Source organism: Prevotella sp. SGI.167, from assembly GCF_050313615.1.
Lineage (GTDB): Bacteria > Bacteroidota > Bacteroidia > Bacteroidales > Bacteroidaceae > Prevotella.
In genome coordinates, this window is sequence record NZ_JBNPLT010000002.1 from 158574 (window position 1) to 185320 (window position 26747).

17 protein-coding genes are annotated in these 26747 nt (G+C 43.7%); 7 read left to right on the forward strand and 10 right to left on the reverse strand.

Features of this window, described 5'->3' with window-relative positions; genetic code table 11:
- Positions 1–129: 129 nt before the first annotated feature.
- The 7 genes from ACQRBJ_RS02145 to ACQRBJ_RS02175 all read right to left on the reverse strand — a co-directional run bounded on the left by ACQRBJ_RS02145 (position 130) and on the right by ACQRBJ_RS02175 (position 9722).
- Positions 130–1401: an ATP-binding protein gene (locus tag ACQRBJ_RS02145; RefSeq protein ID WP_217762033.1), complete on the reverse strand. Its 1272-nt coding sequence runs from the start codon at positions 1399–1401 to the stop codon at positions 130–132.
- Between the two features lie 896 nt (positions 1402–2297).
- Positions 2298–3005: an ABC transporter ATP-binding protein gene (locus tag ACQRBJ_RS02150; RefSeq protein ID WP_295347538.1), complete on the reverse strand. Its 708-nt coding sequence runs from the start codon at positions 3003–3005 to the stop codon at positions 2298–2300.
- 48 nt (positions 3006–3053) lie between these two features.
- Positions 3054–4454, reverse strand: a complete 1401-nt coding sequence (locus ACQRBJ_RS02155; protein ID WP_445302745.1) for a DUF5687 family protein — start codon at positions 4452–4454, stop codon at positions 3054–3056.
- Between the two features lie 241 nt (positions 4455–4695).
- Positions 4696–5652: a glycoside hydrolase family 43 protein gene (locus ACQRBJ_RS02160; RefSeq protein ID WP_089544108.1), complete on the reverse strand. Its 957-nt coding sequence runs from the start codon at positions 5650–5652 to the stop codon at positions 4696–4698.
- Positions 5653–5710: 58 nt separating this feature from the next.
- A complete protein-coding gene (locus tag ACQRBJ_RS02165; protein WP_441936273.1) occupies positions 5711–6832 on the reverse strand; it encodes an endo-1,4-beta-xylanase in 1122 nt (373 codons plus the stop codon).
- A gap of 183 nt (positions 6833–7015) precedes the next feature.
- Positions 7016–8449 (reverse strand): MFS transporter, encoded by a 1434-nt coding sequence (locus ACQRBJ_RS02170; protein ID WP_445302746.1) that lies wholly within the window; start codon positions 8447–8449, stop codon positions 7016–7018.
- A 67-nt stretch (positions 8450–8516) separates the two neighbouring features.
- Positions 8517–9722, reverse strand: coding sequence for an SGNH/GDSL hydrolase family protein (locus tag ACQRBJ_RS02175; protein WP_294967334.1), 1206 nt, complete (start codon positions 9720–9722; stop codon positions 8517–8519).
- A 246-nt stretch (positions 9723–9968) separates the two neighbouring features.
- Here ACQRBJ_RS02175 and ACQRBJ_RS02180 point away from each other — a divergent pair, with 246 nt between their 5' ends.
- The 7 genes from ACQRBJ_RS02180 to ACQRBJ_RS02210 all read left to right on the forward strand — a co-directional run bounded on the left by ACQRBJ_RS02180 (position 9969) and on the right by ACQRBJ_RS02210 (position 21461).
- A complete protein-coding gene (locus ACQRBJ_RS02180) occupies positions 9969–13886 on the forward strand; it encodes a two-component regulator propeller domain-containing protein (protein ID WP_445302747.1) in 3918 nt (1305 codons plus the stop codon).
- Positions 13887–13969: 83 nt separating this feature from the next.
- On the forward strand, positions 13970–15976 hold the full coding sequence (locus ACQRBJ_RS02185; protein ID WP_445302748.1) for an alpha-glucuronidase: 2007 nt from the start codon (positions 13970–13972) through the stop codon (positions 15974–15976).
- The gene (locus ACQRBJ_RS02190) at positions 15969–17615 is read left to right on the forward strand and encodes a DUF5597 domain-containing protein (RefSeq protein ID WP_445302749.1); all 1647 of its coding nucleotides are present in this window, start codon (positions 15969–15971) and stop codon (positions 17613–17615) included. Before ACQRBJ_RS02185 ends, ACQRBJ_RS02190 begins: the two co-directional genes overlap by 8 nt.
- A gap of 230 nt (positions 17616–17845) precedes the next feature.
- A complete protein-coding gene (locus ACQRBJ_RS02195; RefSeq protein ID WP_445302750.1) occupies positions 17846–18307 on the forward strand; it encodes a carboxypeptidase-like regulatory domain-containing protein in 462 nt (153 codons plus the stop codon).
- A gap of 346 nt (positions 18308–18653) precedes the next feature.
- Complete coding sequence (locus ACQRBJ_RS02200) at positions 18654–19526, forward strand: FimB/Mfa2 family fimbrial subunit (RefSeq protein ID WP_445302751.1); 873 nt, start codon at positions 18654–18656, stop codon at positions 19524–19526.
- 177 nt (positions 19527–19703) lie between these two features.
- Entirely contained in the window at positions 19704–20957 is a 1254-nt protein-coding gene (locus ACQRBJ_RS02205) for an ATP-binding protein (RefSeq protein ID WP_445302752.1), read from the forward strand.
- Between the two features lie 138 nt (positions 20958–21095).
- Positions 21096–21461 carry a hypothetical protein gene (locus ACQRBJ_RS02210; RefSeq protein WP_445302753.1) on the forward strand — a complete coding sequence of 122 codons (366 nt, stop codon included), beginning with the start codon at positions 21096–21098 and terminating at the stop codon, positions 21459–21461.
- Between the two features lie 12 nt (positions 21462–21473).
- On the opposite strand, the gene ACQRBJ_RS02215 is transcribed toward ACQRBJ_RS02210, so the two are convergent.
- The 3 genes from ACQRBJ_RS02215 to ACQRBJ_RS02225 form a co-directional block, all read right to left on the reverse strand.
- Positions 21474–23240, reverse strand: coding sequence for a M6 family metalloprotease domain-containing protein (locus ACQRBJ_RS02215; RefSeq protein WP_445302754.1), 1767 nt, complete (start codon positions 23238–23240; stop codon positions 21474–21476).
- Between the two features lie 105 nt (positions 23241–23345).
- Positions 23346–25055 (reverse strand): hypothetical protein, encoded by a 1710-nt coding sequence (locus tag ACQRBJ_RS02220; protein WP_288231944.1) that lies wholly within the window; start codon positions 25053–25055, stop codon positions 23346–23348.
- A gap of 36 nt (positions 25056–25091) precedes the next feature.
- Positions 25092–26735, reverse strand: a complete 1644-nt coding sequence (locus ACQRBJ_RS02225; protein ID WP_288231945.1) for a RagB/SusD family nutrient uptake outer membrane protein — start codon at positions 26733–26735, stop codon at positions 25092–25094.
- Positions 26736–26747: the final 12 nt, after the last annotated feature.

Genomic DNA, 26747 nt, shown 5'->3' on the forward strand with positions numbered 1-26747 from the left:
AAAGAGCCGGACAAATTCAAGTTGTCCGTGTTTCTATTTTAACTCAATTATTTTAAGTTTTCTTCGTTCATACACAACGCTGATGCAACTTAGTACCGTTACCAGGCAAGAAGTAGAATAAGCCTTGTCTTAATCTTTCAAACACCCGATAGGAACAACATAAACACCATCTTTTCTTCGATAAGCGAAATCGCCAGTTCCCGTAAGTACCATCATGAAGGAGGGATCATTCATTTTTTCAGTATTTATTTTACCAGCAAGAGTTAGCAGATTTTCTGCACCCTCGTTAATGAGTTTGTCGCCACCTAACTTTACTTCAACAAGTCCATATTTACCATTACGCAGATGCACAACAGCATCACATTCCAATCCATTTTTATCGCGATAATGATACACCTCTCCATCTAATGCATCTGCAAAGACTCGCAAATCACGAATACAAAGGGTCTCAAAAAAGAGCCCCATCGTATTGAGGTCGTTAATAAGATCTTTAGGTCCCAGTCCCAATACAGCCGTTCCGATAGACGGGTCTATAAAGTAACGGGTATTTGCAGTACGAATAGCCGTCTTGGAGCGTAGATTAGGGTTCCAGGCTTCGGAATCCTCTATGACAAAAATCTTGCGCAAGGCTTCCAGATAGCTACCTGCAGTCTTAGCGCTAATTTCATTTTCGTCATTTGTCATCATATCAGCCACAATCGTTCCTATGGTGGCTTGCGAACCTTGATTCCGGGCGTATGAACGCAATAGCAATCTTGTAGTCGTTGCGTTGCGATTTACTCCATCCACCCGCGAAACATCTTTCTTAATAACAGCATCCACATAGTCGAATGCTTGTTCCAAAGCTGCTTCGCCTTGTAATCCACAAGCAAAAGGCCAACCGCCACGGCAAATCAGATATGCCAGATCATCTATCTTCAGTTTGTTAATGGCAACTATCTTTTCTGGTGTTTCAAACAAATGTACCAAACTCACCTTTCCATTTGATTCGCCTGACTCATAGAGACTCATTGGTCTCATCGTTAGCCAACTGAACCGTCCTGTTCCAGAATGGTGCATATCTTTTTCATCTGCAGGAACAGCGGAGCCTGTCAAGACAAACTGTCCCACATCATGCCGATGATCAACCTCAAATCTGATGGCATCCCAAAGTTTGGGTGCTAACTGCCATTCATCAATAAGTCTTGGTGTATCACCCTCCAGCAAGACAGAAGCATCAATCTCTGCCATCTGTAGATTGGTTTCCAATGAGGCAGGATTATCCATATACAGGATACTGCTAGCCTGTTGTTCGGCGGTGGTAGTTTTTCCACACCATTTTGGACCTTCTATCAAGATAGCCCCCTTGCTTGCCAGTTTCTTTGCCAGCATTTGGTCTGCGATTCTATGTTTGTATTCCATATTTTCAAATATTTGATTACGTGTGCAAAGATACTACTTTTTTTCGATATTTCCTCAGTTGGCCGGATTTTATTTCCTCAGTTGGCCGGATTTCGTTTCCTCAGTTGGCTACTTTTTGTTTCCTCAGTTGGCTAAATTACATTTTTCTTGAAGCATAATTTATATTAATAAGGTAAAGAAAAGACGGAAGAGTTCACAGATTGTTCAAATACCCGATGTATAGAAAGCTACTTTCAAAAACACTCTTCACTCTTCACATTCATAATGTAAGCTTTTGTGTGTGAGACATTTATGGCGGTGAAGAGTTGAGCTGACTCTTCACCACTCTTCACCACTCTTCACCCTCATCATTTTTTTAAACGCATCATATAAGCAATGGTTCGGTCATCTATTATGACCAGCTCCAATCATCTATTATGACTAGTTCCTGTCATCAATGATGGCCGAGCTTTGCAATAAGGTGAAGAGTGGTGAAGAGTGAACAAGCACTCTTCACCTCTCACAACCCCAGTGTTTATCGGGGTTTCAGGGGAATCTGTGAAGAGTGAAGAGTGAAATCGAGAGTAGGGTTTTTCTCACGCAAACCGACTCCACCTGCAACCAGAAAGCATCTGCCGAATCGTAGTAACAGTCCTATTGAAATTTATCTCCCGACGTATTATTTTATGCCTGGCAATGGCACAATATTGCCCCAGTTAAGGGCAACTTTGTGCCATTACCAGGCAAAAAGTGGAATAAGCCTTCTTTCGCATTTAAATAGGGCTCATTCGTTGATGCTCCATGCTTTACAGACAGAGAGAAAGAACTGGTTTTTAAAAAAAAGAATCGCCAGGAAGCAATTCTGTTGCTTCGCTGGCGATTCAGAGAGGGAGATTTATCTATGTAATATCGTGTTCTTATTCCGCCTGAATACCGAAGTACTCGTTGAGTTCGGCGATGGCAGCGCCATCAGCATTCGGAAGATCCTTCACCAGCTTGCCTTTCTCCAGCAGCAGGATACGAGAGGAGATGTCGGCAACGAAGTTGAGGTTATGGCTGGAGATGATGACCGTGGTGCCCTGCTCCTTGCAGATGCGCTGAATCATGTGGGCGATAGTCATCTGAGAAGATGGGTCGAGATAGTTGAATGGCTCATCCAGGAGAAGAACCTTCGGATTGATGATCATCGCTCCAATGATGCCAATCTTCTGTCGGTTGCCCTGAGAGAAATCACGGAGATACTTCTTGGTTCCCATGATTTCATCGTGCATAAAGCCCTCAAACTGCGCCAGTCGCTCCTGCAGGGTTTCATCGTCGATATTATAGACATCAGCGATGAAATCGAAGTATTCCTCAGGGGTGAGGAAGTCGATGAGGAATCTGCCGTCGATGTAACTGCCGGTATATTCCTTCCAGGTTTCACTCTCGTTCACCTTCTGTCCATTGCTTTCCACGAAACCATCATCTGCCTGAATCAGGTCGAGAATCAGGCGGAGCAAGGTGGTCTTGCCCGCACCATTATTACCTACGAGTCCTATCAACTCGCCATTTGCAACACCCAGATTATCAATATCGAGTACGGTATTGCCATTATATATCTTTTTGAGATTCTGAATCTTAATCATATTACTTTGAACTTTGAATTTTGAACATTGAACTTTATGATTACTCTCCTAGCTTTCCATGAACTTCTCCATGCGCTTGTACTTGTTCTTCTCGAAGATGGCAGCAATCTTGGCGATGAACCATTTATGGATGGCGATGCTGATGACTGCCAGCGCTACGCAGGTGATAAACCATGCCGTCTCACCGAAGAAATGATAGATGGCACAGACGCCAGCCAGCGGGAAGAGGAAGGCGATAGCATAAAGATTAATCTTCAGATTCGCTCCCTGCATGCTGAACATGGAAGTCTGGAATATCTCCAGACGGGAAGAGAAGAGTGCTGTAGGCAGATTGAAGAGATTGATGAACACCGCCAGACAGAAACCGCCGATAAGCACCTGGATTCCGATTCCTGCCTGCAGGAAAAGGAACGGAAGGGTGAGCAACAAGGCGACAGCACTCACTACCATATAATAATAGAAGCAATTCTGCAGCATCTGCTTCACCTTTACCGGCTTGGTCATCAAACCATGGAAGAAGTTTGCCTCAATACCAAAGGTCCATTGCGACAACACCACCGATGGCAGCAGGATGGCACCTGCCACATAGAGGGTAGTCATAGCCACCTTGTCCCCCATTTCCTGTCCCGGCTCTAAAGGCATCAGGGCGAAGAGATAGGCATCGAAAAGGAAGATGGCGGTAATCATAATCACCATCGTACGGACACGCTTTGCTCTCAATGTGCCGATATATTGCAGACTGAAGAGGTTGACATGGCTGAATCCACGGAACCTGGAAACCTTCTGTTTCTGCTCGTTATAAATCTTTTCGTGATAGAGATAGGCGGTAAGTCCGGTGAATACCGCTCCAGCAAGGAAGAAGAGACCTATCCATCCCATATATACCGGGAAGAAGGAAGCCACAAACATATATCCTATCAGCACGGCAAACATTCCCATCCATCCCAATATCAAGGGCCATTTCAGAATCCACTCCGTAGCCTTGCGGTAACAGGTGATGTAGATGCCGTTGATGAAAGAGAACTCCAGGAACAGGAAAAAGCTGGCTACAGCCTCACTTGCCGACAAGAGATAGATGAACACCGGAAGCGTAAGCACCGGAAGCACATAGTTCCAGAAGCTCACGAGATTGGTAGTGAGCAGGAACTTGTTCCAGATTTTCTCAGGCACAGGGCGCGACTTCACATAATCATCCATTGCCGTAATATCCCGCTTCATCACCATCTTCATGATGATGTCAGGAATCAGCATACCGATTACGATGCCCGCACCCAATAATGCCGGCATATCTTCTCCCTTCAGTTCTCCTCCACTCTCGGTGAAGCCCTGGAAGAAGCTGAAGCCCACCACCACATACAGGAAGATGATGTAGCAAGCCACGAAGGCGTCTCTCTTGCGGAAGTTACGGCGCTGTTGCAGCCACCATAACCTTAACAGTAATTTCAACATAATTCATTCTTTTCAATGGTTTACGGGCACAAAGGTAAACAAAAAACTTAGAAATCTATAACAAAACGAAAGAAATAACTTAAAAATAACATTAGATAAGAAACAATTTACAAGAAGAAACAAAAAGTTATAAGAAAAAATAAAAAAGCAGCACCTTCGTCACGAAGATGCTGCCCGTTTCTAACTAACACTAACTCATGTATCAACTATTCATCAAACTATTAAAACCTAAAAATCAATTCTATTTTACCGGCAAGATGTTACCCTCCTCATCATAGAAGAGAGGAGCCACCTTTACGCTGCGAAGCCAGGTTGTATCATTTGATGGCACGCAGTCGTGATGGAAGAGATACCACTGTCCCTTGTACTCACAGATGCTATGATGGGTTGTCCAACCTACTACAGGCTCCAGGATGACGCCCTTGTAAGTGAACGGACCATAAGGATTATCACCTACTGCATAGCAGAGATAATGGGTATCACCGGTAGAGTAGCTGAAGTAATACTTGCCCTTATACTTGTGCATCCAGCTAGCCTCGAAGAAGCGATGAGGATCATCGGCTGGCAATACCTTACCCTCCTCGTCAACGATGACAACAGGCTTTGGCATTTCAGCAAACTGCTGTACATCATCTGTCATCATAGCTACACGAGATGGCAACGGGTTCTCCTTGCCTTCTGGAAGATGCTCATCCTTCAGTGCCTTGTTGTCCTTGTACCACTGAAGCTGACCGCCCCAGATACCACCGAAGTAGCAGTAAATCTTGCCATCATCATCCTTGAACACACAAGGGTCGATGCTGTATGACTTGCGGATTGGGTCGGCATTCGGAACGAAAGGACCTTCAGGCTTATCAGCCACAGCCACACCGAGATGGAACACGCCATTATAATCCTTGGCAGAGAAGATGAGATAGTACTTGCCATCCTTCTCTACTACATCGTTGTCCCACATCTGCTTCTCAGCCCATGGCACATCCTTTACATCGAGAATCACACCATGATCGGTTACCTCACCTTCCATCACATCGTCCATAGAGAGAACATGATAGTCTTTCATCTGGAAGTGACCGCCATCATCGTCGAAGCTTTCACCGCTATCCCAGTCATGAGATGGGTAAACATACAGGCGACCGTTAAACACATTGGCAGATGGATCTGCCATATAATCCTTTGGGAACAAATATCTTGCTTTCATTGTTATCTTATATTTAAAGAGATTTATGATATTATCAGAGATTCTATTTGAAGAGATCTTATTTAAAGAGATTGACGATTTCCTTCACCACTGGCTTCACCTCGTTGTTGCGGTCGATGAGCAGCGGATAGTTGGTTCTGCCTGGGATAGGCCAGCCATTCAACCAAGAGTGACCATCGTTGACACCCCAGAAGGTAACACGACTGATGACATCCTTGTGACGCTCTACAATCTTGAAGAGATCGAGATAACGCTGGTTGAAGAGCTTCTGTGCCTTCTTGTCAAGTCCCTTCACGTATGGATTGTACTTTTTCTGAAGTTCAAACTTCTGGCTGATTTCCGCTCCGCCGAATCCTTCCGGATTAGGAAGCATGTTCATATCCAGCTCAGTCAGCATCACCTTCACGCCTTCACCAGCAAAAGCCTCGATGCTCTTCTCATACTCAGCATAATCAGGATAATCAAAACCATTGTGGCTCTGCATACCTACTGCATCGATGCGGAGACCCTTCGCCTTCAAATCGCGAACCAGCTTGCAGATAGCCTCGCGCTTGGCTGGCTTCGAAGTAGAATAATCATTGTAGTAAAGCTCTACGTTAGGATCAGCCTCATGCGCAAAGCGGAAAGCCAACTCGATGAACTCCGGACCGATAATCTTATAATACAAAGACTTGCGGTAAGAGCCATCATCCTCGAATGCCTCGTTCACTACGTCCCAGCCCTTTACTCTACCTTTATAATGAGTAACCACGGTCATGATGTGGTTATACATTCTGCCGATGAGCACTTCACGGCTTACCAGATTACCCTTAGCATCGGTAAACATCCACTTAGGTGGCTGAGAGTGCCATACCAGACAATGACCTATCAAGGTCTTGCCGTTCTTCTCAGCCCAGTCAGCGAGTTTATCGCCATCGGTGAAATCAAAGCGATTCACCTCCGGATGATTCTTCTCACCCTTCATACAGTTCTCGGCAACCACCTGGTTAAACTGTTTCTTCACTACTTCCTCACCTGCAGGGTCTTGTCCGTCAGTCAGAGAAGTATTAACCGCTGCACCAACCAGGAAATATTTGCCCATAGTTTCCTGGAATGTTGGGATTTGAGCGTTATTACCTTTCTGGGCAAAAGCTGCAGAAGCAAGCATCAAGCCCAAGGCAAAAGTCGATATTCTTTTCATTGTACACTTATTATTTTATTCAAGTTTCGCAAGTTCAGAAGTTAAAGAAGTTAAGGAGTTATCGCTCCCTACGGTCGCTGAGGAGTTAAGACAATAGTCTTTTTGGCGCAGTTTTTAAGCAGCGAGACATACGTCTTAACTCCTTAACTCCTTTAACTTCCTAATATGCTAAAATTCAGTATCTTATTTTTCTTCCTGATGACGAGCTTCAATCTTCTTGTTGATATCGTCGATGACCTCATCTGTCAACTCATATTTAGAGATGATGAACATCGCCAAACCCAGCAGGATGGCAGGAATCACGCATACAAGCCAGCGGATACCCTCCTGTGCCAGCGCACTCTGCTGCTCCAAATCGTTCATGAAGTAAGCACCGGCAGCATTACCAACCGACATCATGGCGAAGGCGGTAATAAAGAAGAGAGCCACGATACGGAGAGGACGGTTATGGAAAAATTCTGTCCACAGGTCGCTCACCTTAACGTTCTTGGTTTCCTTCTCGTCCATTACCACACGCTCCTTGGTCTGGGTAAAGCAGAATACCAGAAGGGCGAAACCTACCAGAGCATAGATCAGCATGGCAACAAACCAGGCATTACCATCGATAGGAAGCGAGTTGCTCTCTTGAGCTGCCGCAGCCTGATAACCGGTCCATGCAAGGACTGCACCAGGAACAACACCACCCAAAGCCATACCAGCCTTGTAGAAGATACCGGTCAGGGCATTGACAATACCGGCAATACGCTTGCCACTGGTATATTCAGCATAGGAAATAACCTCAGGAATCAAAGCCCACATATAACCTGTAGCCACGATAACACCTGTTGACTTGATGAACTGTGCAATATAAACCAGCGTGATATAATCCTTTATTGGTCCCATCTTGCTGATGAAATAAAGCATCGCCATACCCACGATGGCCACAGTAAGGAAGATGTAGAACATATTCTTCTTGCCTACCTTTTTCTTGATGGCAGGCACCAGCGGCATAAAGATGAAGGATGGCAGAGAACCCAAACCCATGAAGAGCGCCATTTCGATAGGGAGATCCTTGGCTGCTGCGAGCATGGCTACCAGGATTGGAACACCTGCCGATACACAGAGTCCACCCACATTTGCCATGAACATACGTACAGAGGTGAGAATGGTTATCTCATCTGTATCGCGAGTCAGCGAAGAGTTCAAGGCTCCGTAAGGCACATTAATCAATGTATAGAGCATTGACAAGCCTACGTATGTTACGTAAGCATAGATGAGCTTGATGGTTTCTGTCTGTCCCTCCATACCATTCCAGAAGCAGAGGATGGCAAGTACGGTGAGTGGCAAACCCGCCAGGACGAGATATGAACGATACTTACCCCAACGTGGATTATGCTTATCTACATAAGTTCCCACCAATGGGTCCCAAAGTACATCGACCATGCGAACCACCAGGAACATGGTGGCAGCCACACCCGGATTGAGTCCGTAGATGTCGGTGTAGAAGAACAACAAATACATACAGATGGTCTGGTAGATGAGGTTTTGTGCCAAGTCGCCAGATCCGAATCCGATGCGTTGTAGCCAATTCAGTTTGTAGAATCCCTTAGATTCCTGTGATACAGTTGTCTGTTCCATATTTTATTCAGTCATTAAGTTTACACCTTATTATATATATATAACATAAAAGATGCATATAATATATTTACTTCAATTTCTCTGCGGCAAACTTGCCCATTGCCTCATATCCCTTCGGATTGAGATGCAGCCAGTCGTCAGAATACTCAGCCTTCAGACGCTGAGGGTCTTTCGGATCGCGGGTCAGCTCATCGAAATCGATGACCTCGTCGAAGGCACCACTTTTTCTAATCCATTCGTTCACGGTCTGTCGCATCGCCTCATGCCAGAAAGAATACCATCCGTTGCCCTTGGTTGGGGTAATGGTTCCGCCATACACCTTGATTCCCTTTGCCTTGGCTTTCGCTATCAGCACCTTGTAGCAGGCAATCAGGGTATCTGTTACATGCTCATAATTTCCACCGCAGCAACCGATATCGTTGGTTCCCTCGAAGATGATGAGCTTATCTACACCTGTCTGTCCCAGGATATCACGGTCGAAACGTTTCATAGCTGGTTCGCTCAATCCACCTTGCACTACACAGTTGCCGCCGATACCGAGATTCAATACGCCGTATGGCTTCTCTGCATTCAGAGCATCCGAGAGGAAATCGGTCCAGCGGTTCTGATGGTTAGTAGTACTTCCACGGCCATCGGTAATAGAGTTTCCGAGGATAGCCACCACTGGGGTAGCCTTATCGGTCTTCACATCAATGGCAGAAAGATTGTACCAGTGGTCAGCCTTTTCCTGCTTATCGAAAGCTGCATCTGCAGGTTTCACCGCCTTGCCCTTTACATTACTTACTATATAAGAGGTAGTACGTGAACCACGATGGGATGTTGCATTCACTGGAGTCTGCTTGCCATAGTCGATGGTAATCGTGAGGCGCTGTCCACTCTTCAAGGCATATTTCAAATCATCTGAGAAGATAGCCTTGCCTGGAGCGATGGTTACATTCTTCTTGCCATTGAATTTAAGATACTTCACCGTCTTGGTCTGAATTCCCCAATTGCTTGGAACATCAGTATCTGCAATATACACCGATTTGATTTCCACCGGTTCCTTGCTCTGCTCATTGCTGAGCTTCACTCTGAGTTCCTCTCCGCCAAAGGAAACATGAACTATCTGTCGACAAGAACGGTTGCTCAAGCTTTCCTTAGGCATATCTCCTTTACCAGTCCATTCAACAGCAGTCGCCCAAGAACCCTTCCACACTTTCTGTGCGAAAGCCAAGCTACTACTTCCTGCCAGCAAGAGAGCCAACAATAAAATCTTTATTGTTTGTTTAGTCATTGTTTTACATTTTTGTTAGTCACAATTCGCTATTCACGATGCAAATGTACAAAAAACTATTGAAAGCTCTTTAATATCTAGTTACCAGAACGTTTCTATTTGTTTCATAGACAAAATAAAAGCATAAAAGACAAAGAAACAAAAGGAAACGAAACATATTATCGCATTTTTATTTGTTGCTTTCGCAGTTTTTTACTACTTTTGCAGCAACAATAACCAAACAAGAACAAGTAAACGACCAAAAATATGAAGTATACCAGGAAATGCCTTGCGGCACTTATCGCACTCCTCGCCTCACTCATGCTATGGGCTGATGGTGGCGAATTATTCACATCTGGCAAACTGTCCAGTTCGCTCATCAATTGTGTCGTACAAGATAAGTACGGATACATTTGGGTAGGTACGGAATATGGACTGAGCAAGTTTGACGGCTACAGATTCACCAACTATCTGCACGACGAGAAGGATACGACATCCATCACAGACAATATCATTTCAGATCTCCTTGTTGATAAGAAAGGTGACCTGTGGATAGGTAGTGCCAAGGGACTGATGCGCTATAATTATGAGACGAATGACTTCACTCGTCTCAATTTTCCTGATGGCAGAAAGCCACGCATCTACTCTATCGTAGAAAATCACTGTGGTGATATTCTGCTGGGAACTGCCGGCTACGGACTTTATTCCGTAAAGAAAGCAGCTTCTGACAAAGCAGCAGATAAGCAGTTCCTGATTAAGCAGGAAAGACAATACGCAGAGCGCGACTTCGACGTATTCTTTACCCATATCTATGAAGACCAGCACCACTATCTATGGCAGAGTAGTCACCTATCCACCTTTACCCGATTCATCGAAAACAAGGGAAAGGTGAACCGCAAAGACTTCAAATCGCCATACGGAGCGCCAGTGGCTTTCATACAGCATCGTCCACAAACCCTGCTCATTGTATGTATGTATGGCATCATCTATTATGACTATAAGACGGGCAGAATAGCAGATGCCGGCTACGACTTTGGCACCTACGCCAATAACGTAACCATCAATAATGCAACCTTCGACCATGAGGGAAATCTCTATATCAGTACCTCTGAGCATGGAGCATTGCTGATCAGGAAAGGAAGCAACCGGGTGGAGCAACTGGAAAGCAGCAACAGTAACTTCGATCTATCCACCGCCTTCGTTAATGACATCATCGAAGACAAGGACAACAACCTCTGGATAGGATGCTATAAAAAGGGACTCTATCTCATCAACCAACGCCAACAGGCTTTCAACTCATGGAGTTTCTCAGCACAAAACTATATAATAGGTAGTAGTGTATCCTCGATTGCGCCAGGCGATAGAGGAGAAACATGGTGTACCGTACAAAACAGTGGCGTCTTCTGCTTTGATGCTTCAGGAAAGATTATCGCTCATCCTCAATCACCAGCCGGAACCTGTATCATCTACAAAGACAAGCGTGGCAGCTATTGGATCAGCAATAGTAGTGCACTCTACAGCTATAATCCATATACTGGAGCTTACCAGCAGAAAATCAGCTTTACCAGTGCCGGCATCTATTGTATGACTGATGACAACCAGGGAAACCTCTACATTTCGGTCTACAGTAAGGGACTATATATATATAATGTGGAAACCGGTAACGTAAAGATCCTCAATATGAGTACCCGAGGTAAAAAAGGTTACCTCTGCAACGACTGGGTTCGCAGTATGGCTCTTGACCACACCGGACATCTATGGATTGGTACAGCCAACGGTGTATCCTGCCTCAACACGCAGACACTCAGCTTCAAGGATTTCGGATGGCACAATATCCTAAAAGACAAGCAGATAAATGGCATTTGCGAAGGAAAGGACGGAGACATCATGATGGGTACTGAAAAAGGACTCTATCTCTTCGACCGCAAAAAGAACAAGGTGGTAGACTTCCCTCACGCTGAAGCATTAACAGGCAAGCAGACATGTGGTATCGTAAGAGACCACAAGGGCGACTATTGGGTTAGCACAACCATGGGAATCTGGCAATATGACACAAACGCCAAACGATTCATCGGACACATCAATGGCAACGGACTCACCACACGTGAGTATGTATTAGGTTCTGCCATGCATACATCCGATGACATGGTAGCCTTCGGCACAAGCGACGGCATCACCACTTTCTATCCTAATGTGGTGAGAGCCAACAAGATGGAGATGGGTAACGTATACCTTACCAACTTCATCAAAGCCGGAAAGGCAACCAATTGTCTCAGCGACAACTTCAAGATACCATACTCAGAAAACTCATTCACATTGGAGTTCTCTCTGCTCAACTATAAGAACACTGACAATATCAGTTTCCAATATCGCATCAATGGCGGCAACTGGAGCAGCACCAACGAGGGAACTAATGCCGTATCCTTCAACAAGTTGAAGCCTGGCAATTACAAGCTGGAAGTAAGAGCCACCAGCAATGGTCAATATTCGAAGAAGCCAACTGTCATCAACATCAAGGTGTGTAACCCTTGGTATGCATCACCAGAGGCCTATCTTCTCTATTTCCTGGCCATCGTGAGTGCTGTTTTTTACGTATTCTATACTTACGAACGCCGTCGCAAAGCAGACTTAGAAGAAACCAAGATGCAGTTCCTCATCAATGCCACTCACGACATCCGTTCACCGTTGACCCTGATTATGGGACCTCTCAACAAGTTGAAGAATAGACTAGAAGACGCAGAGAGCAAACAGGATATCGACATGATAGACCGCAATGCCAAGCGACTTCTGCTCCTGGTCAATCAGATTCTTGACGAGCGCAAGATAGACAAGAACCAGATGCACCTGCATTGCCAGAAGACCAACCTTAAGGAGTTCCTGCGTGGCATAGTATCTCTCTACAACTTCAATGCCCAGGAACGTAGCATCACTCTTAGCCTGAAGGAGGACGAGACCCTAAACGAGGAAGGCAACCTGCAAGTATGGATAGACCGCATCAACTTTGACAAGGTTATTTCCAACTTACTCTCCAACGCCATGAAGTATACCTCGGATGGCGGTGATATTACGATTATCATAGGAAAGAATGAGAAGAGTGCCATCATCAAGGTTGAAGATACAGGTATCGGACTGAAGGAAGAAAAGACTGACCGCCTCTTCGACCGTTTCTATCAAGGCAATAACAACAGCGACATTCATATCGAGGGAACCGGAATTGGTCTGAACCTCTGCAGAGCCCTCGTCAAGATGCATGGAGGAACTATCAGAGCCTATAATCGCACCGATGGAATCAAGGGTTCCTGCTTCGAGGTAAACATTCCATTGGGCAAGGAACACCTCAAGCCAGAGGAGATCCTGCAGGAGGATGGCACAAAAACGGCCGAATCCACCGGTAAAAGAACGCAAGCCAACCGCAATTTCAATATCCTGATAGTAGATGACGATGCAGAGATTGCACATTATATCAAGACCGAACTGAGCGACTGGTATCGATTTGAACATGCCTGCAACGGAAAGGAGGGTCTCAAGATGTTGCTCACCAGCAAATATGATCTCGTGATAAGCGATGTGATGATGCCGGAAATGGATGGTGTTACCATGCTCAAGAAGATAAAGAGTAACACTAACGTAAGCGATATTCCAGTCATCCTGCTCACCTCCAAGAGCGAAGTAGAAAACCGACTAGAGGGATTGCGTAAGGGTGCTGATGCCTTCCTGGCGAAGCCTTTCAATATGGAAGAACTTCATATTCTCATCGACAACCTGGTAGACAATGTCCGACGCATCCGTGGCAAATACAGCGGCGCACAGGGACAGAAAGCTAAGATAGAGCAGATACAGGTGAAGGGCAACAACGACGCTCTCATTGAGAGAGTGATGAAATATATGAACGAGCACCTGGCCGACCCAGACCTCAACGTTGAAAAACTGACAGAGGATGTAGGCATCAGCCGTGCCCAACTGCACCGTAAGCTGAAAGAAATAGCAGGCGTCTCTGCCGGTGAATTCATCCGTAACTTACGATTGGAGCAAGCTGCACGTCTTATTGAAGAAGGACAGATTAACATCACGCAAGTAGCTTATTCTGTGGGATTCAACAACCAGACTCACTTCTCTACAGTGTTCAAGAAACACTATGGCATATCACCAAGGGAATATGCTGAAACAAAAAGAAAAGAGAAATAAACAACAAATAAAAGAGAATAAGGTATTTTTTCGTATCTTTGCAGCAGAAACAATAATAATACAAATTAACAATCTACAAAGATATGAAGAAATACCTTATTTTATTAATTACAGTACTTACATCACTCCATGTTTCTGCACAGAGTGATGGCTCACAGTTATGGCTAGGAAAGCAGTATGCTAACTCATGCCAAGTCATCTCACAGTTGCCCGATGATGCAACAGCCAAGATTGCCAAGCAGGAGTTGGAAAACAACTGGCGTGGCAAGAATGTTGAGCTAAAGATAGACAAGGCTCTGAATCTTGGCGAGGGCTATAACCTCTATGCCCGTCCTGCACAGCAAGGCGACAACATTCAGTATGAAGCAACTATCACCGCCAGCAATCCTATCGGCTTGCTCTACGGTGCCTACGAGCTGATTCGACTTCAGAACACCGATGCCTACAACACAGGTAGCGGCAATCAACAGAACTTCAGTAAAGCTATAGATGAAACCGAGAAACCACAAGTGGGTCTCCGCGTCCTCAACCATTGGGATAATCTCGATGGCAGCATCGAACGTGGCTATGCCGGCAAGAGCATCTTCAAATGGGAAGAAATCAAACTCGGCAAAAACGGCAAGGGTGGCAGCATCAGCAAGAGTCTTCACGACCGTCTCATCACCTATGCCCGTGCCAACGCATCGCTCGGAATCAACGGAAGCGTACTGAACAATGTAAATGCATCACCAAAAATGATGACTGCTGAATACATTAATAAGGTGAAGGTCATCGCCAACATCCTGCGTCCATACGGAATCCGAGTTTATCTCAGCATCAACTTTGCTTCTCCTATGGCATTGGGCTATACCAAGACTGCCGACCCACTGGATAAGAAGGTTCAGCAGTGGTGGAAGAAAAAAGCAAAGGAAATATATGCTACCATCCCTGACTTTGGCGGATTCCTGGTAAAAGCCAATTCTGAAGGCCAGCCTGGTCCTGGCGATTACCACCGCACCCATGCCGATGGAGCCAACATGCTTGCCGATGCCGTCAAACCATACGGTGGCATTATCATGTGGCGAAGCTTTGTTTATGGTGCCAACCATAAGGGAGAAGACCGTGTAAAGCAAGCTGTCAGCGAATTCAAAGGTATGGATGGCAAGTTCCGTGACAACGTAATCCTACAGTCAAAGAACGGCCCGCTCGACTTCCAGCCTCGTGAGCCATACGCTCCTATCTTCGACAACATCAAACAGACTCCACAGATAGCAGAACTTCAGATTACCCAGGAATATCTTGGTCAGTCTAAGCACCTCACCTATCTCGCCCCAATGTGGAAGGAATTCTTTGATTTTGTCAATCCAAACAAACTGGTTGGAATCTCAGGTGTAGCCAATATCGGTGATGATGCCAACTGGTGTGGTCATCCTTTCTCACAGGCAAACTGGTATGCTTTCGGCAGATTGGCATGGAATCCTTCACTTACAGCTGAAGAGATTGCTCATGAATGGCTCGTACAGACCTACGAAAACCAGGATGAGAAGTTCACCAAACCTGTAGAGATGATGATGATGACCTCACGTGAAGCTTGCGTCAACTATATGATGCCATTGGGCTTACATCATATCTTCAAGTTCGATCACCACTACGGTCCGGAACCTGATGGTTTCATTGCAAGTTATCCTCTGGAATGGTGCCCAGTATACTATCACAAGGCAGATGCTCAGGGTGTAGGTTTCGACCGCTCATCCAAAGGTACAGATGCCGTAGGTCAGTATCCGGAACCATATCGCAGTCTGTATGACAACATCGCAACTTGCCCTGAGGAATATCTCCTCTGGTTCCATCATGTGCCTTGGACTTACAAGATGAAATCAGGAAGCACCCTCTGGCAGGAACTTTGCATGAAGTACAACATGGGTGTAGCGATGGTAGAAGTATACCGCGACTTCTGGCATACCTCAGCCAAGCAGTATATGAAGGGGCATGAGCAGGAATGGCAACATACCGATTCATTGCTCAATGTGCAGTTGGAAAACGCCAAGGAATGGCGCAATACCTGTCTCAAGTATTTTCAGACATTCTCTAAAATGAAGATTTATGAATAAGATCGTATTATCTTTTCTAGCATTATTATGCTGCATCAATATACAAGCAGGAGTGAAACTGCAGAAGCAAGGCTCCGCAACCCAGCTTGTTGTCAATGACAAGCCGATGCTTCTCCTGGCTGGTGAGTTAAGCAACTCTGCCGCAACGAGTCCTGCCGACATCAGAAAAGCATTGAAACAGATGAAGAATAGCGGAGTCAACTCCGTCTTCGTTCCTGCATATTGGGAATTTGTAGAACCTAATGAGGGCAAATATGATTTTGCACTCGTAGACAGCGTCATCACAACTGCCCGTAAGCATGACTTGAAGATTGTCTTCCTATGGTTCGGTGCCTGGAAGAACTCCATGAGCTGCTATGCTCCACTATGGGTAAAGGAAAACACCAAGCGTTTCCCTCGTTCACTCACAGAGAACGGTAAGCCATTAGAGATATGCACAGCCTTCAGCGATAACCTGCTTCAAGCAGACAAGCGAGCATTCTGCGAACTGATGAAACACATCAAAGCTGTAGACAGTCAAGAGAATACCGTCATCATGATGCAGGTAGAAAACGAAATCGGCATGCTCGAATCTGCCCGCGATCATTCTCCTCTTGCCGAAAAAGCTTACAGACAACCCGTTCCTGCTTCATTGCTCAAGGCACTCAAGCTCAAGAAGAAAGGAACATGGGCAGAAGTTTTCGGAACAGACCGTTATGCTGACGAGAAATTCCAAGCATATTATTATGCCAAGTATGTAGAGCAGCTAGCCTCAGCCGGCAAAGCCATCTACAATATTCCGATGTATGTAAATGCAGCAATGAACAGCCGTGGCAGAAAACCAGGCGAATACCCTTCTGCCGGCCCACTTGCCCATCTGATTGACATCTGGAAATGTGGTGCACCAAGTATCGATATTTTTGCACCAGATATCTATGATACCGGTTATAAGGGATGGGTAGAGAAATACAAGCGTGCCGACAATCCTTTCTTCACTCCAGAAGTGAAATGCGATATCAATAGCGGCGTAAAGGCATATTATACCTTCGGCGAAACAGATGCCATCAGTTTCAGTCCGTTTGCTCTCGATGAAGCTAACTTCAAGGTAAAGAACAGTCTCAGACGTTCATACAAGGTTATCAATCAGCTCTCTCCTCTCCTGCTCCAGCATCAGGGAAAGGGTAAAAACTGGGGATTACTCTTCGACCAGGAAGATAAAGAGCGCATCATTGAAGATGGAGATATTACCATGACCTGCCGCCATTTCTTCACGCTACCATGGGATCCTCGCGCTACAGATGGGAGTAAATGGCCAGAAGGCGGTGGCTTAATCGTGAAACTAGCCAAGAACGAATACATCATAGCTGGTAATGGTATCGTCGTAGTTTTCCAAAGTAAGACAGAAAAAGCGCAAGCTGAAGAAAAGAAACTCGGTGAGGACGGATTTGTTGACAACGGTGGAACCGAAACAAAGAAACAAACCGCAACTTTCAAAGGCAAACGTATCGGTATCGGATATGTTGACCAGGTTGAAGTAGACAAAAACGGTAAATTACAGTTTATCCGCCGTGATAATGGCGATCAGGACCACCAGGGACGCCATGCCCGCATCTCATGTGGCGACAATAAAATACTCCACATCAAGCTATACGAATACTAAAACGTCTATATATAATAAGGTATAAAGGGGATTTGCTGCTGCGTATCCCCTTTTTTTGCCCTAATATGTCGGTTTTATCGTACATGAAACATTTAAAAACACGCAAGATACAAATACTGCACTTTACGAAAAAGGGCATATCTTTGCAGCAGAAAATCAATAAAAACAAAATTCGTATATAAACCAACGAACGAGTTTTAAACCAATTAAATCATAAAAACCAATTAATCATGAAACATGCAGGTAATGCTTTAAAGTACCTGTCTTTGCTGTTTATATTCGTTGCATTCCCATATCAGACTGCAGTGGCTCAAAACGGTAATGTAAAAGGTACAGTAGTCGCAGACGATGGCCCAGTCATTGGAGCGACAGTTCGTGTTAAGGGGCAACCAAACTCAGCTACCGTCGCCGACCTAGATGGGAACTTCGTATTGAAGGCTCCTAAAGGTGCAACTTTCCAGATTTCTTATCTTGGCTACAAGGATAAAGAAATTAAAGTTGGCAATGGTCCTATTGATGTAACTTTGGAATCAGATGCCCAGGCTCTGAACGAAGTTGTCGTCGTAGGTTATGGTATCATGCGCATCCGCGGTACCAACTCTTTGAATGCCACTTCCCAACCTATCTTCGTTATTGATGGTGTCATCATCGACTCCGATGGTTCTGACAATGGTAACAGCAACCCATTCTGAAGTCACTCATCGCCCCTACCCTCGTAGTAGAAAGTGATGGCGACATTGCCAATGTTCTCTCTGGCGATGCATTCTCAGTGGTGTATCGCCCTCTTTCGTTATAAATTGTTAAGAAAACAAAGAAATAAGTCAATAAAAGTACAACGGATTCATATTTTCACTATTTTTGTGCAACGTTAGTACAAAAGCCATTTGCTTGTATCATTCAAATGCGTACTAGCCGATAATACCGGGGGTTCCGGCGTCTGACTCACACGAAAAGAAGAAGATGAACAAGAGTAAAAGCATAGGCCTGATGCTGGTCTCCGCTATACTACTTTTATGTAGTTGTTCCAAGGAAAACGTGATGAACGAATCATCACAGGTAACTAACCATGAGGTAAGCATTAGCTTCTTCGAGAAAACGATAGAAGATATCTCTTCTGCCTCAGATGTCTCATCGGCACGTATGCATTCCACCCGTGCTGATAACAAAACGACCTTGGCAGCCTGCCACAGGTTTTCAGAACTGGAGGTAGCATTGATACCTATTGATTCCGAGAATGATTCAGGCTATGTCGTAAGACAAGACAGTCTGGGCGATAATTTCGGCAAGGTAACCTTCGATGTTCCTGAAGGCACTTACCACATGGTTGCTGTAGCCGCAGTCACCCCTATGCCTTTGGATAATCGTATTTCCATCAAGTCGGCTACCGAAGTCAGATTTCCGAATGATCAGGTCACCGATATGGTTTATGCCTATAAGGATATTACGGTCAGTCCTCAAGTAAGCAACCAGACTTTTGATGCCACATTGTCACGGGGCGTGAGTGCCTTCGTTCTCAGGAGCTCTATTGAAACTCCATTAAATGTAGCCGGCGAATCCATAGAGATTTCCGGAGATTGCGGTGTGGTATTCAATCCTGCTACCGGCACATGCAAGACAGAGGCTCCTATCCATTACGAAAGAGTATTTGATGCCAAGAAGTACCAGTACAATCATTTATTCTTCACGGTCTATACGCTTTTGAAGGCTGATGATGTAGAGAATCTTCATGTAAAGTCGCAGGCTAAGGACAAGAATGGCAAGGTCATCAAGGAGTGCAATTTTGACAATGTGCATCTGGTAAAGGGTAAGTTAACCCGTTACGAGGGTAATTTCTTCAATAATAGCAGTACCACTTCGTTTACTGTTTCCGAAACGGCATTAACAGAAAGTGAGTATTCCAAGAAATTCTAGAAAGAGTATATCGTATTTATATAAAATAAGGTGTATACTCTTTAGCCTTCGATGATGAAAGGCTAGGGGGATACATCTTATTAGTATAATAAATCTAAAAATTTTTGGTTAGAACTCTACTTTCGCATATCTTTGCACTTAAAAAAAGTGGCACATGTGCCAGAATTTTTAAGTAGTATGAAGGAAATTAAGCGCGAATATTATCTCAACCAACTCATATCAAGCAAACAAAATGGCTTGATAAAGATAGTTACAGGTATCAGAAGATGTGGCAAATCATATCTTCTATTCAAGTTGTTTAGAGATCATCTCCTGGCAGATGGCATTTCTCCAGATCATATTATATCTCTGGCTTTGGATGATATACTGAACGATGAATACTGTGACCCCAAGAAACTGCTACACTATATTAAAGGTAACATCAAAGATTCTGAAATTCATTATGTCCTATTGGATGAAGTTCAAATGGTAAACAACTTTGTTGGAGCCTTGAACAGTCTTCTTCATATAGACAATGTGGATGTCTACGTAACAGGAAGCTATTCTAAGTTTCTATCTTCCGACATTGCCACAGAGTTCAGAGGAAGAGGTGATGAAATACGTATTTACCCTCTGTCTTTTTCAGAATATGTATCGGCTTACGATGGCAACAAAGAAGATGCATGGCGAGATTATATTACGTATGGCAGTTTGCCTTTAATCTTGTCTTTGGATACCCAGCAAAAGAAGGTGAGTTATCTGCGTAATCTCTATACTACGGTGTATCTAAAAGACTTGATAGACAGAAATAATGTCAAGAAAAACTTGGAGTTCGACTCTCTTGTTAAAGTAATGGCATCATCGGTAGGCTCACCATGCAATCCGAATAAATTGAGCAACACTTTCAAGAGCGTAAGCAATGCAGACCTGTCTCCGTTAACAATCGACAATTACTTAGGATTCTTGCAAGAATCCTTCCTGATAGAGAAAGCGATGCGGTATGACATTAAGGGGAAAAAGTACATCGGTACATTGTCTAAATACTATTTCGTAGACTTAGGACTGCGCAATAGCCTTCTGGATTTCCGTCAAATAGAAGAAACCCATCTCATGGAAAATGTGATATACAATGAATTACGATGCCGTGGCTATCTTGTGGATGTTGGTATGGTAGAAACTCGTACCCGAACGCCGCAACAAGGAATGATACGCAAGCAATTGGAAGTAGATTTTGTAGTCAACAATGGCTCTAAGCGTTATTACATCCAGTCTGCCCTTGCTCTTCCTGATAAGGAAAAGATAGAACAAAAATCAGCATCACTAAAACATATCTCAGATAACTTCCAGAAGATAATCATAGTAAAGGACAATATTGTTTCTCATCACAATGAAGCAGGCATCTTGTTCATAAGCTTGTTTGATTTTCTTTTGCAACGAAACATATTAGAATAGGCTTCTACTTTAAAAAAGTGGCACATGTGCCATAAATTTTAAGTAGGGGCATCTATTCGAGCCCCCACGCATTTACAGGTAATCCTTTTTTTGCAAAGATACGCTTTTCTTCTGAAAGAAGCAAGGAATTATAGGAAAATGTTTGAGAGTGAGGGAGATAAAAAGAAAAAGGTGTATCCTCGCTTGCCCGATGTATGGGCAAGGAGGATACACCTTATTATATATTATTTCAATCGAAACATGACGGGAATTTCTACGGAGCCGGCAACCACCTTGCCTTCCCCATCAGGAACAAAGCGAGGCATCAGCTTAACTAATCTCAAAGCCTCTTTGTCGAACAGAGGGTCATCGCTTGTCTTCACCGCTCCTGAAGGTGAGACTACTGTTCCTGAGGCATCCAAGGCTACTGTTGCAGTAACTGTTGCTGATGCCGAGGGTGAGCCATTCACCGTAAGTCAGGAAGATGCACCTTATATTTATATAGTCATTCTGGCTGTTTGCTAAAAGCCTTATATCTTACTTAACTACTTTTTTACCATTAATAATATAAACTCCACAGCTAAGAGCATTCAAGTTTTCCCCAGCATATCTACCATCTATAGTAAATATCTTTTTACTTGCAGAAGTAGTATTAGGCATCAACATGTCGTGTATACCAGAGATAATATTTTCTGTACTACCGCCCATGAAATCGAAATCGATGGTACCGTCAGCATTTTGAACAATGTTGGTAATAGACTTACCCATCAACTTACTTCCATCAGCTTTAGCATTATAGACCATGGCAAATGGTTCTGATGTGTCGGTCAAGCTATTATTTCCATCTGCAGGATACAAATCAGTACGCTCATCATCTTTAATCGAATTATCTGCATGGAATATGGTACAACGCTGGTGATCATTGTCGTATTTAGCATACTCTTCACCATACGTAGCACTATAGTTTACATTTGTATTTACATGATTCATCTCCCAAATAATTGGGTCAAAATCCACATGCGTTATCATTAATCCACTACCAGGCAAAGCTTGATCCCATTTATCTTGCTGCTGACGATTCTCTAACAGATAATACTCGTTCTTATTAGCTTCATTATAAATGATGAAAGTCTGACCATATTGACCAGAAGGACGCATACCTTTTACTGTTGTAGGTTTATCCAACACATAAGGCTCTAACCAACCAGCATAAAATCTTTCGTATGCAGTATAGTTGGCCGGATTATAACCACGTCCATTTCCATTATACGAGCCCGTATCCATAATATCCCAACTTCCCATACCATAATTACCACTGTAATTTACATCATACATATCTGCAAATCCCAGACAATGGGAGAATTCATGGCAAATCGTACCTATTCCATCAGGAAATTCTTTCAACTGATAAGTACCTGTGAAATTGTTTCTAATGATAGTGACAGACTGCTCACTACCGCAAGCATAAGTATCTACTTTAACATCACCGAAAGTCAACTGACTTCCCCATTCAGTATATTGTAGTTGATACTCATGGGGCCAAACAGTATCTTCGTCACCACCTGCAGCCTCACCTTGACCAGCATATAAGACAAAGACCTGATCAACTTCTCCATCTCCATCCCAATCATAGTCAGCAAAGTTTACACCAAATTTCTCACTAGCCTGCATACAAGCTTGCGCTACCATGGTGCCAGGTTTGCTATCGTTGCTACCATCCTTGGTATGTGCCCCATAATAAGCATAATCATTAGGTAATTTTACTGGACCTACAACATCAAAATCCAGCTCAAACTGTCCGTTACTTTGAGCAAGGAAATAATCTTTTACACTACCTACATGCCCATAAGGAGTAGTAAAGCCTGTTTGATTAGCTAAGTTCTGATAGTATTCAAGATTATGACTAGTCTTAAACTTTTTGTTTTGAAACTCAGCAAGAATAATCAATCCTTTTTTCTTACCAAGATAAGGGATATGATCAGGATTACCTAAGCTAGCACGAGAAGTACTATTCTTTTGTCTTCTCCTTGTACGCGCCTTAGCTACTACATCTCTTCCCTTCTCTGAAAAAGGAGTAAATTCTTTTAACTCAATGTTACGGAAGGAATGAGCATCAGGATCAACAATATAGCAATCGCCATTCTCTCCCTGCCAATAACTTTTGAATTCGTCACCCTTCAGTTCTGCAAGAACAAATGTTCCGTCCTTCAACTTTATAGGTTTCTTGGTTCCTTTTTTAGCAGGAATGGCAAAAGCCACCATACCTAAGGAAAAGAAACAAGAAAGCAATAGTAATCTTTTCATTAGCATATTAAAATCCTTAATAAAAAAAACAAAAAGGCTCCAGCTGGATTTTCCAACTGGAGTCAATTTAATTATGATGTTGGAAACATGCATATCCCAACATTATTATTTGAGAGAGAATATAGGCTTAATTGTCTTCTGCAAGAAAGGAAGAACAGTCTTCTTACTATTCTTAGCTTTCTTTACAGCCTTGAATGCTCTAGCCTTGTTAGCTTTTGCACCAGCTTCACCAGTAAGCTTCAAGGTATTCAACTCCATGCTAAAAGCTCCCTGCTCTACATGATAAGCCAAGTAGAAACTGAATGTACCATCAGCATACTTACTATCAAAACCCTTGCCTGCTTCTACAGCACCCAAGGTTACCAAGTCGGTAGCATAAATTGTACCATACTGCTTATCAGCTTCACCTGTCTCACAGTGGTCAACTACAATAGTACCATTGTCATCCATGGTAAAGATCAAGCCCTCGTTTGCTTCGCTGTTTGCCCATGGAGCAACCTTATAGCGAGAAGGATTCTCTGTATCCTGATAAAGAACTACTTCATCCTGACCTTCATAGAAAGAACTTCCATCTTCATTGTAAGACTTTGCACCGTATGTATAAATACCAGTGTAGAGAGCCTTCCAGGTGTCTTTCTTCGCATCACCTGTGGTGTACTTGAAAGAAACGGTCTTGTAATCCTGAGCTTCACCCTTATAGAAAGATACAACTACCAAAGTATAGTCACCAGCCTCCATTTCAGAAGCATCGAATCTAACTTCACCGCTTTCCTTTACTTCCTGAACATTCTGATAAGAACCATCCTTAATTGCATTAAAGATTTCCTGGGTCAACTCGCCAGGAACCAAGGCTACATTAGCTGAAGTTACATCAGCACCCAAGGTAACGTTAGCAAGAACTGAGGTCTTATTCTTTGGATCAACAAACTTTCCTGCATACGCAATATCACAAGTTACATCCTTACGGTCATATCCATCAAGATAGATATATTCATAACCATTTGCAAAGACACCCTTACTGATAAAATATACCAAAGGCAATGTTATGATACCCTTTTCCTCATCAAAAGAACCATATATTTTCTGTGTATTCTCCTTACCCAAAGAAGCAAGATATGCATCCATGTCAGCAACCATTACATCCTCATCATATTTTGAATGATGATAACCGGTAGACTGAACTGGTGTTGAAACAATACCTGTATTCTTGTCATAGTTCATTACCAAAGAGGTACCAGCCATGCACTGGTCAATACGGAACTGATATTCATTTGTCTCAATTGTATTGTGACGTACATAGAACTTCAGACCAGCATCATCACCTTGCCAGAACAGAGACATTTTAAATGTTGCAGTACCAGCAGAGTTGAATGGAGCCCAATCAGACCACTGTGTGGCACCAGCCTTGAATGTAAAAGTACCGTAGCCATATTCTGTTGAGTAGCTATCATCTGCAATAGAGAGAGTCATCTTCTCATATTTACCAAAAGTAATCTTGCTAGGATCGTATGAGATAGCAACTTTTGCAGTTTTCTCACCAGCCTTGAATTCTACATTAGATGGAACAGTAAAGATGCTTCCTGCTTCCTGCTCTGCTTTCAAAGGAACAGAAATTGCCTCATCTGCATTAACACGTGAAATAGGAACCTCAAAGGTTGTTGCCTTGGTGGAAATCTCCATGATGCTGTCCAACTCGCTGCTGAAATATACCTGATTTCCAGTAACGGTAGCCCAATCATAGTCATCGCTTGAGCATGCTGTCATAAACAATGACAGCATGGCGATGAGTGACAAATATATTTTATTCAATTTCATAATTGTTCGATTTTAGAAACGTTATGTATTGTATCTCTACTTGGTCTTTGGAGCACCATATTTACCTTCTGGTGATGGACACTCTACTGTCTTTGTTGGATCAGGATTGTTCTTACCCTCCAAAGCAACATTTGACTGAACCTCAGTTGTTGGAATAACAAAGTTCCAGTTTGGCTTGATTCCCTCGCAGTTCAATTTCAAGATATCTGCAGTACAGTTAGTACCAGCATAGTTCTGCATAGTACCTACCTTCAGACGCTTTGCAATTGGGAATGCATTACCCTCACCCCAGAACTCAATGCGCATCTGGTTGAGAGCCTCAATCTGGAAGTCACGCAAATCCTGAGCCTTTGAATTGAAGTTAGGATCGCGATAGGTCTGCATGAAACTTGTAAGAATAGCCTTACCTGCTTCCACACTCTCGGAAGCTGCTGTAGCGATGGCATTGATGAAGTACATCTCCTCAACACGCATAACCGGTACATCTACAGCTGCACCTACCTTGAAGTCCTCCCAGTTTCCACTAGCGCAACGGAACTTCAATGAAGCGTATGCTGGCAACTCATCCTCAATGAATTCCTTGTCACGGCAAGTCTGATATTCATAGTAGTTGTACTTCTCCGGATCCAGGAATACATGCTTACGGAAGTCTGAAGTACCAATCTTGTCATACAAAGACTTATCAATCATAGGCTTGGTCAAAGTTGAGTAGCCCCAACCGTCCTCATTAGACACCCAACCTATCAAGTTGCAGAGGTTACCCATATTCTCGGCAGAATAAGTGAGATACCACATCCAAGAGTTGCAAGCCTTTGTGAAACCAGACTTAGGATCAGTCCACTCAGTCTCACTCATTGGCTGAGCCTTTGATGTTTCAATAGCCAGGCGGGCATATTTAGCAGCATTTGCATAATCCTCATCCCACATGTAAACCTTTGCCTTGAGACCATATACTACTGCCAAAGAAGGAACCTGCTTGGTCTTAGGAGTAAAGTTCTTCAGGCAACTCTCAGCCTTATCAAGATCAGAGAGGATGAAAGCAATCATCTCATCATGTGGAACACGTGGATTGTTCTTTGCCTCATCAGGAGTTGTTGTTTCCAGCACGAAAGGAACTGTCAAGCCCTTAACTGCAGATACATCTGTATATTTGTTCTCTATAGGCTCGTAGAATGCAGTCAGCATAAAGTAGTCAAATGCACGGCATGCATAAGCAATACCAGCATAACCCTTCTGTGCATCAGTTGCATTTGGATCCTCGATATTAACGGTAGAGATAATATCATTTGCCGACTTGATGAACTTATATAAAGTAAACCAAGGCAAGTATGATTCTGCTGAATTTGGACCAACATTGTAACTCAAAGTGTTAAATCCTAAATACCAGTCGTAACCTACGTTGTCACCGCCAGGATACATATCACCCATAAGTTCTGTTTGCGCAATCATAAACATAGGGTATGCCATATCAATCTCCTCTACCTGTGATCCGTAAACCAGGTAGCCCTGACTCATCTGAGAAGGAATACCATTTACGGAACCCTCCAAAGCACTTGCTGACTGACTGATTTGCGTAGAAGTAGCAACACTCTCCTTTGGGAAAGTCTCATCAATACAGCTAGTGAGACCCAAAACTGCAGTCAGCGCTAAAGCTGAATATATTTTATTAATTTTCTTCATTTTTCTCTAATC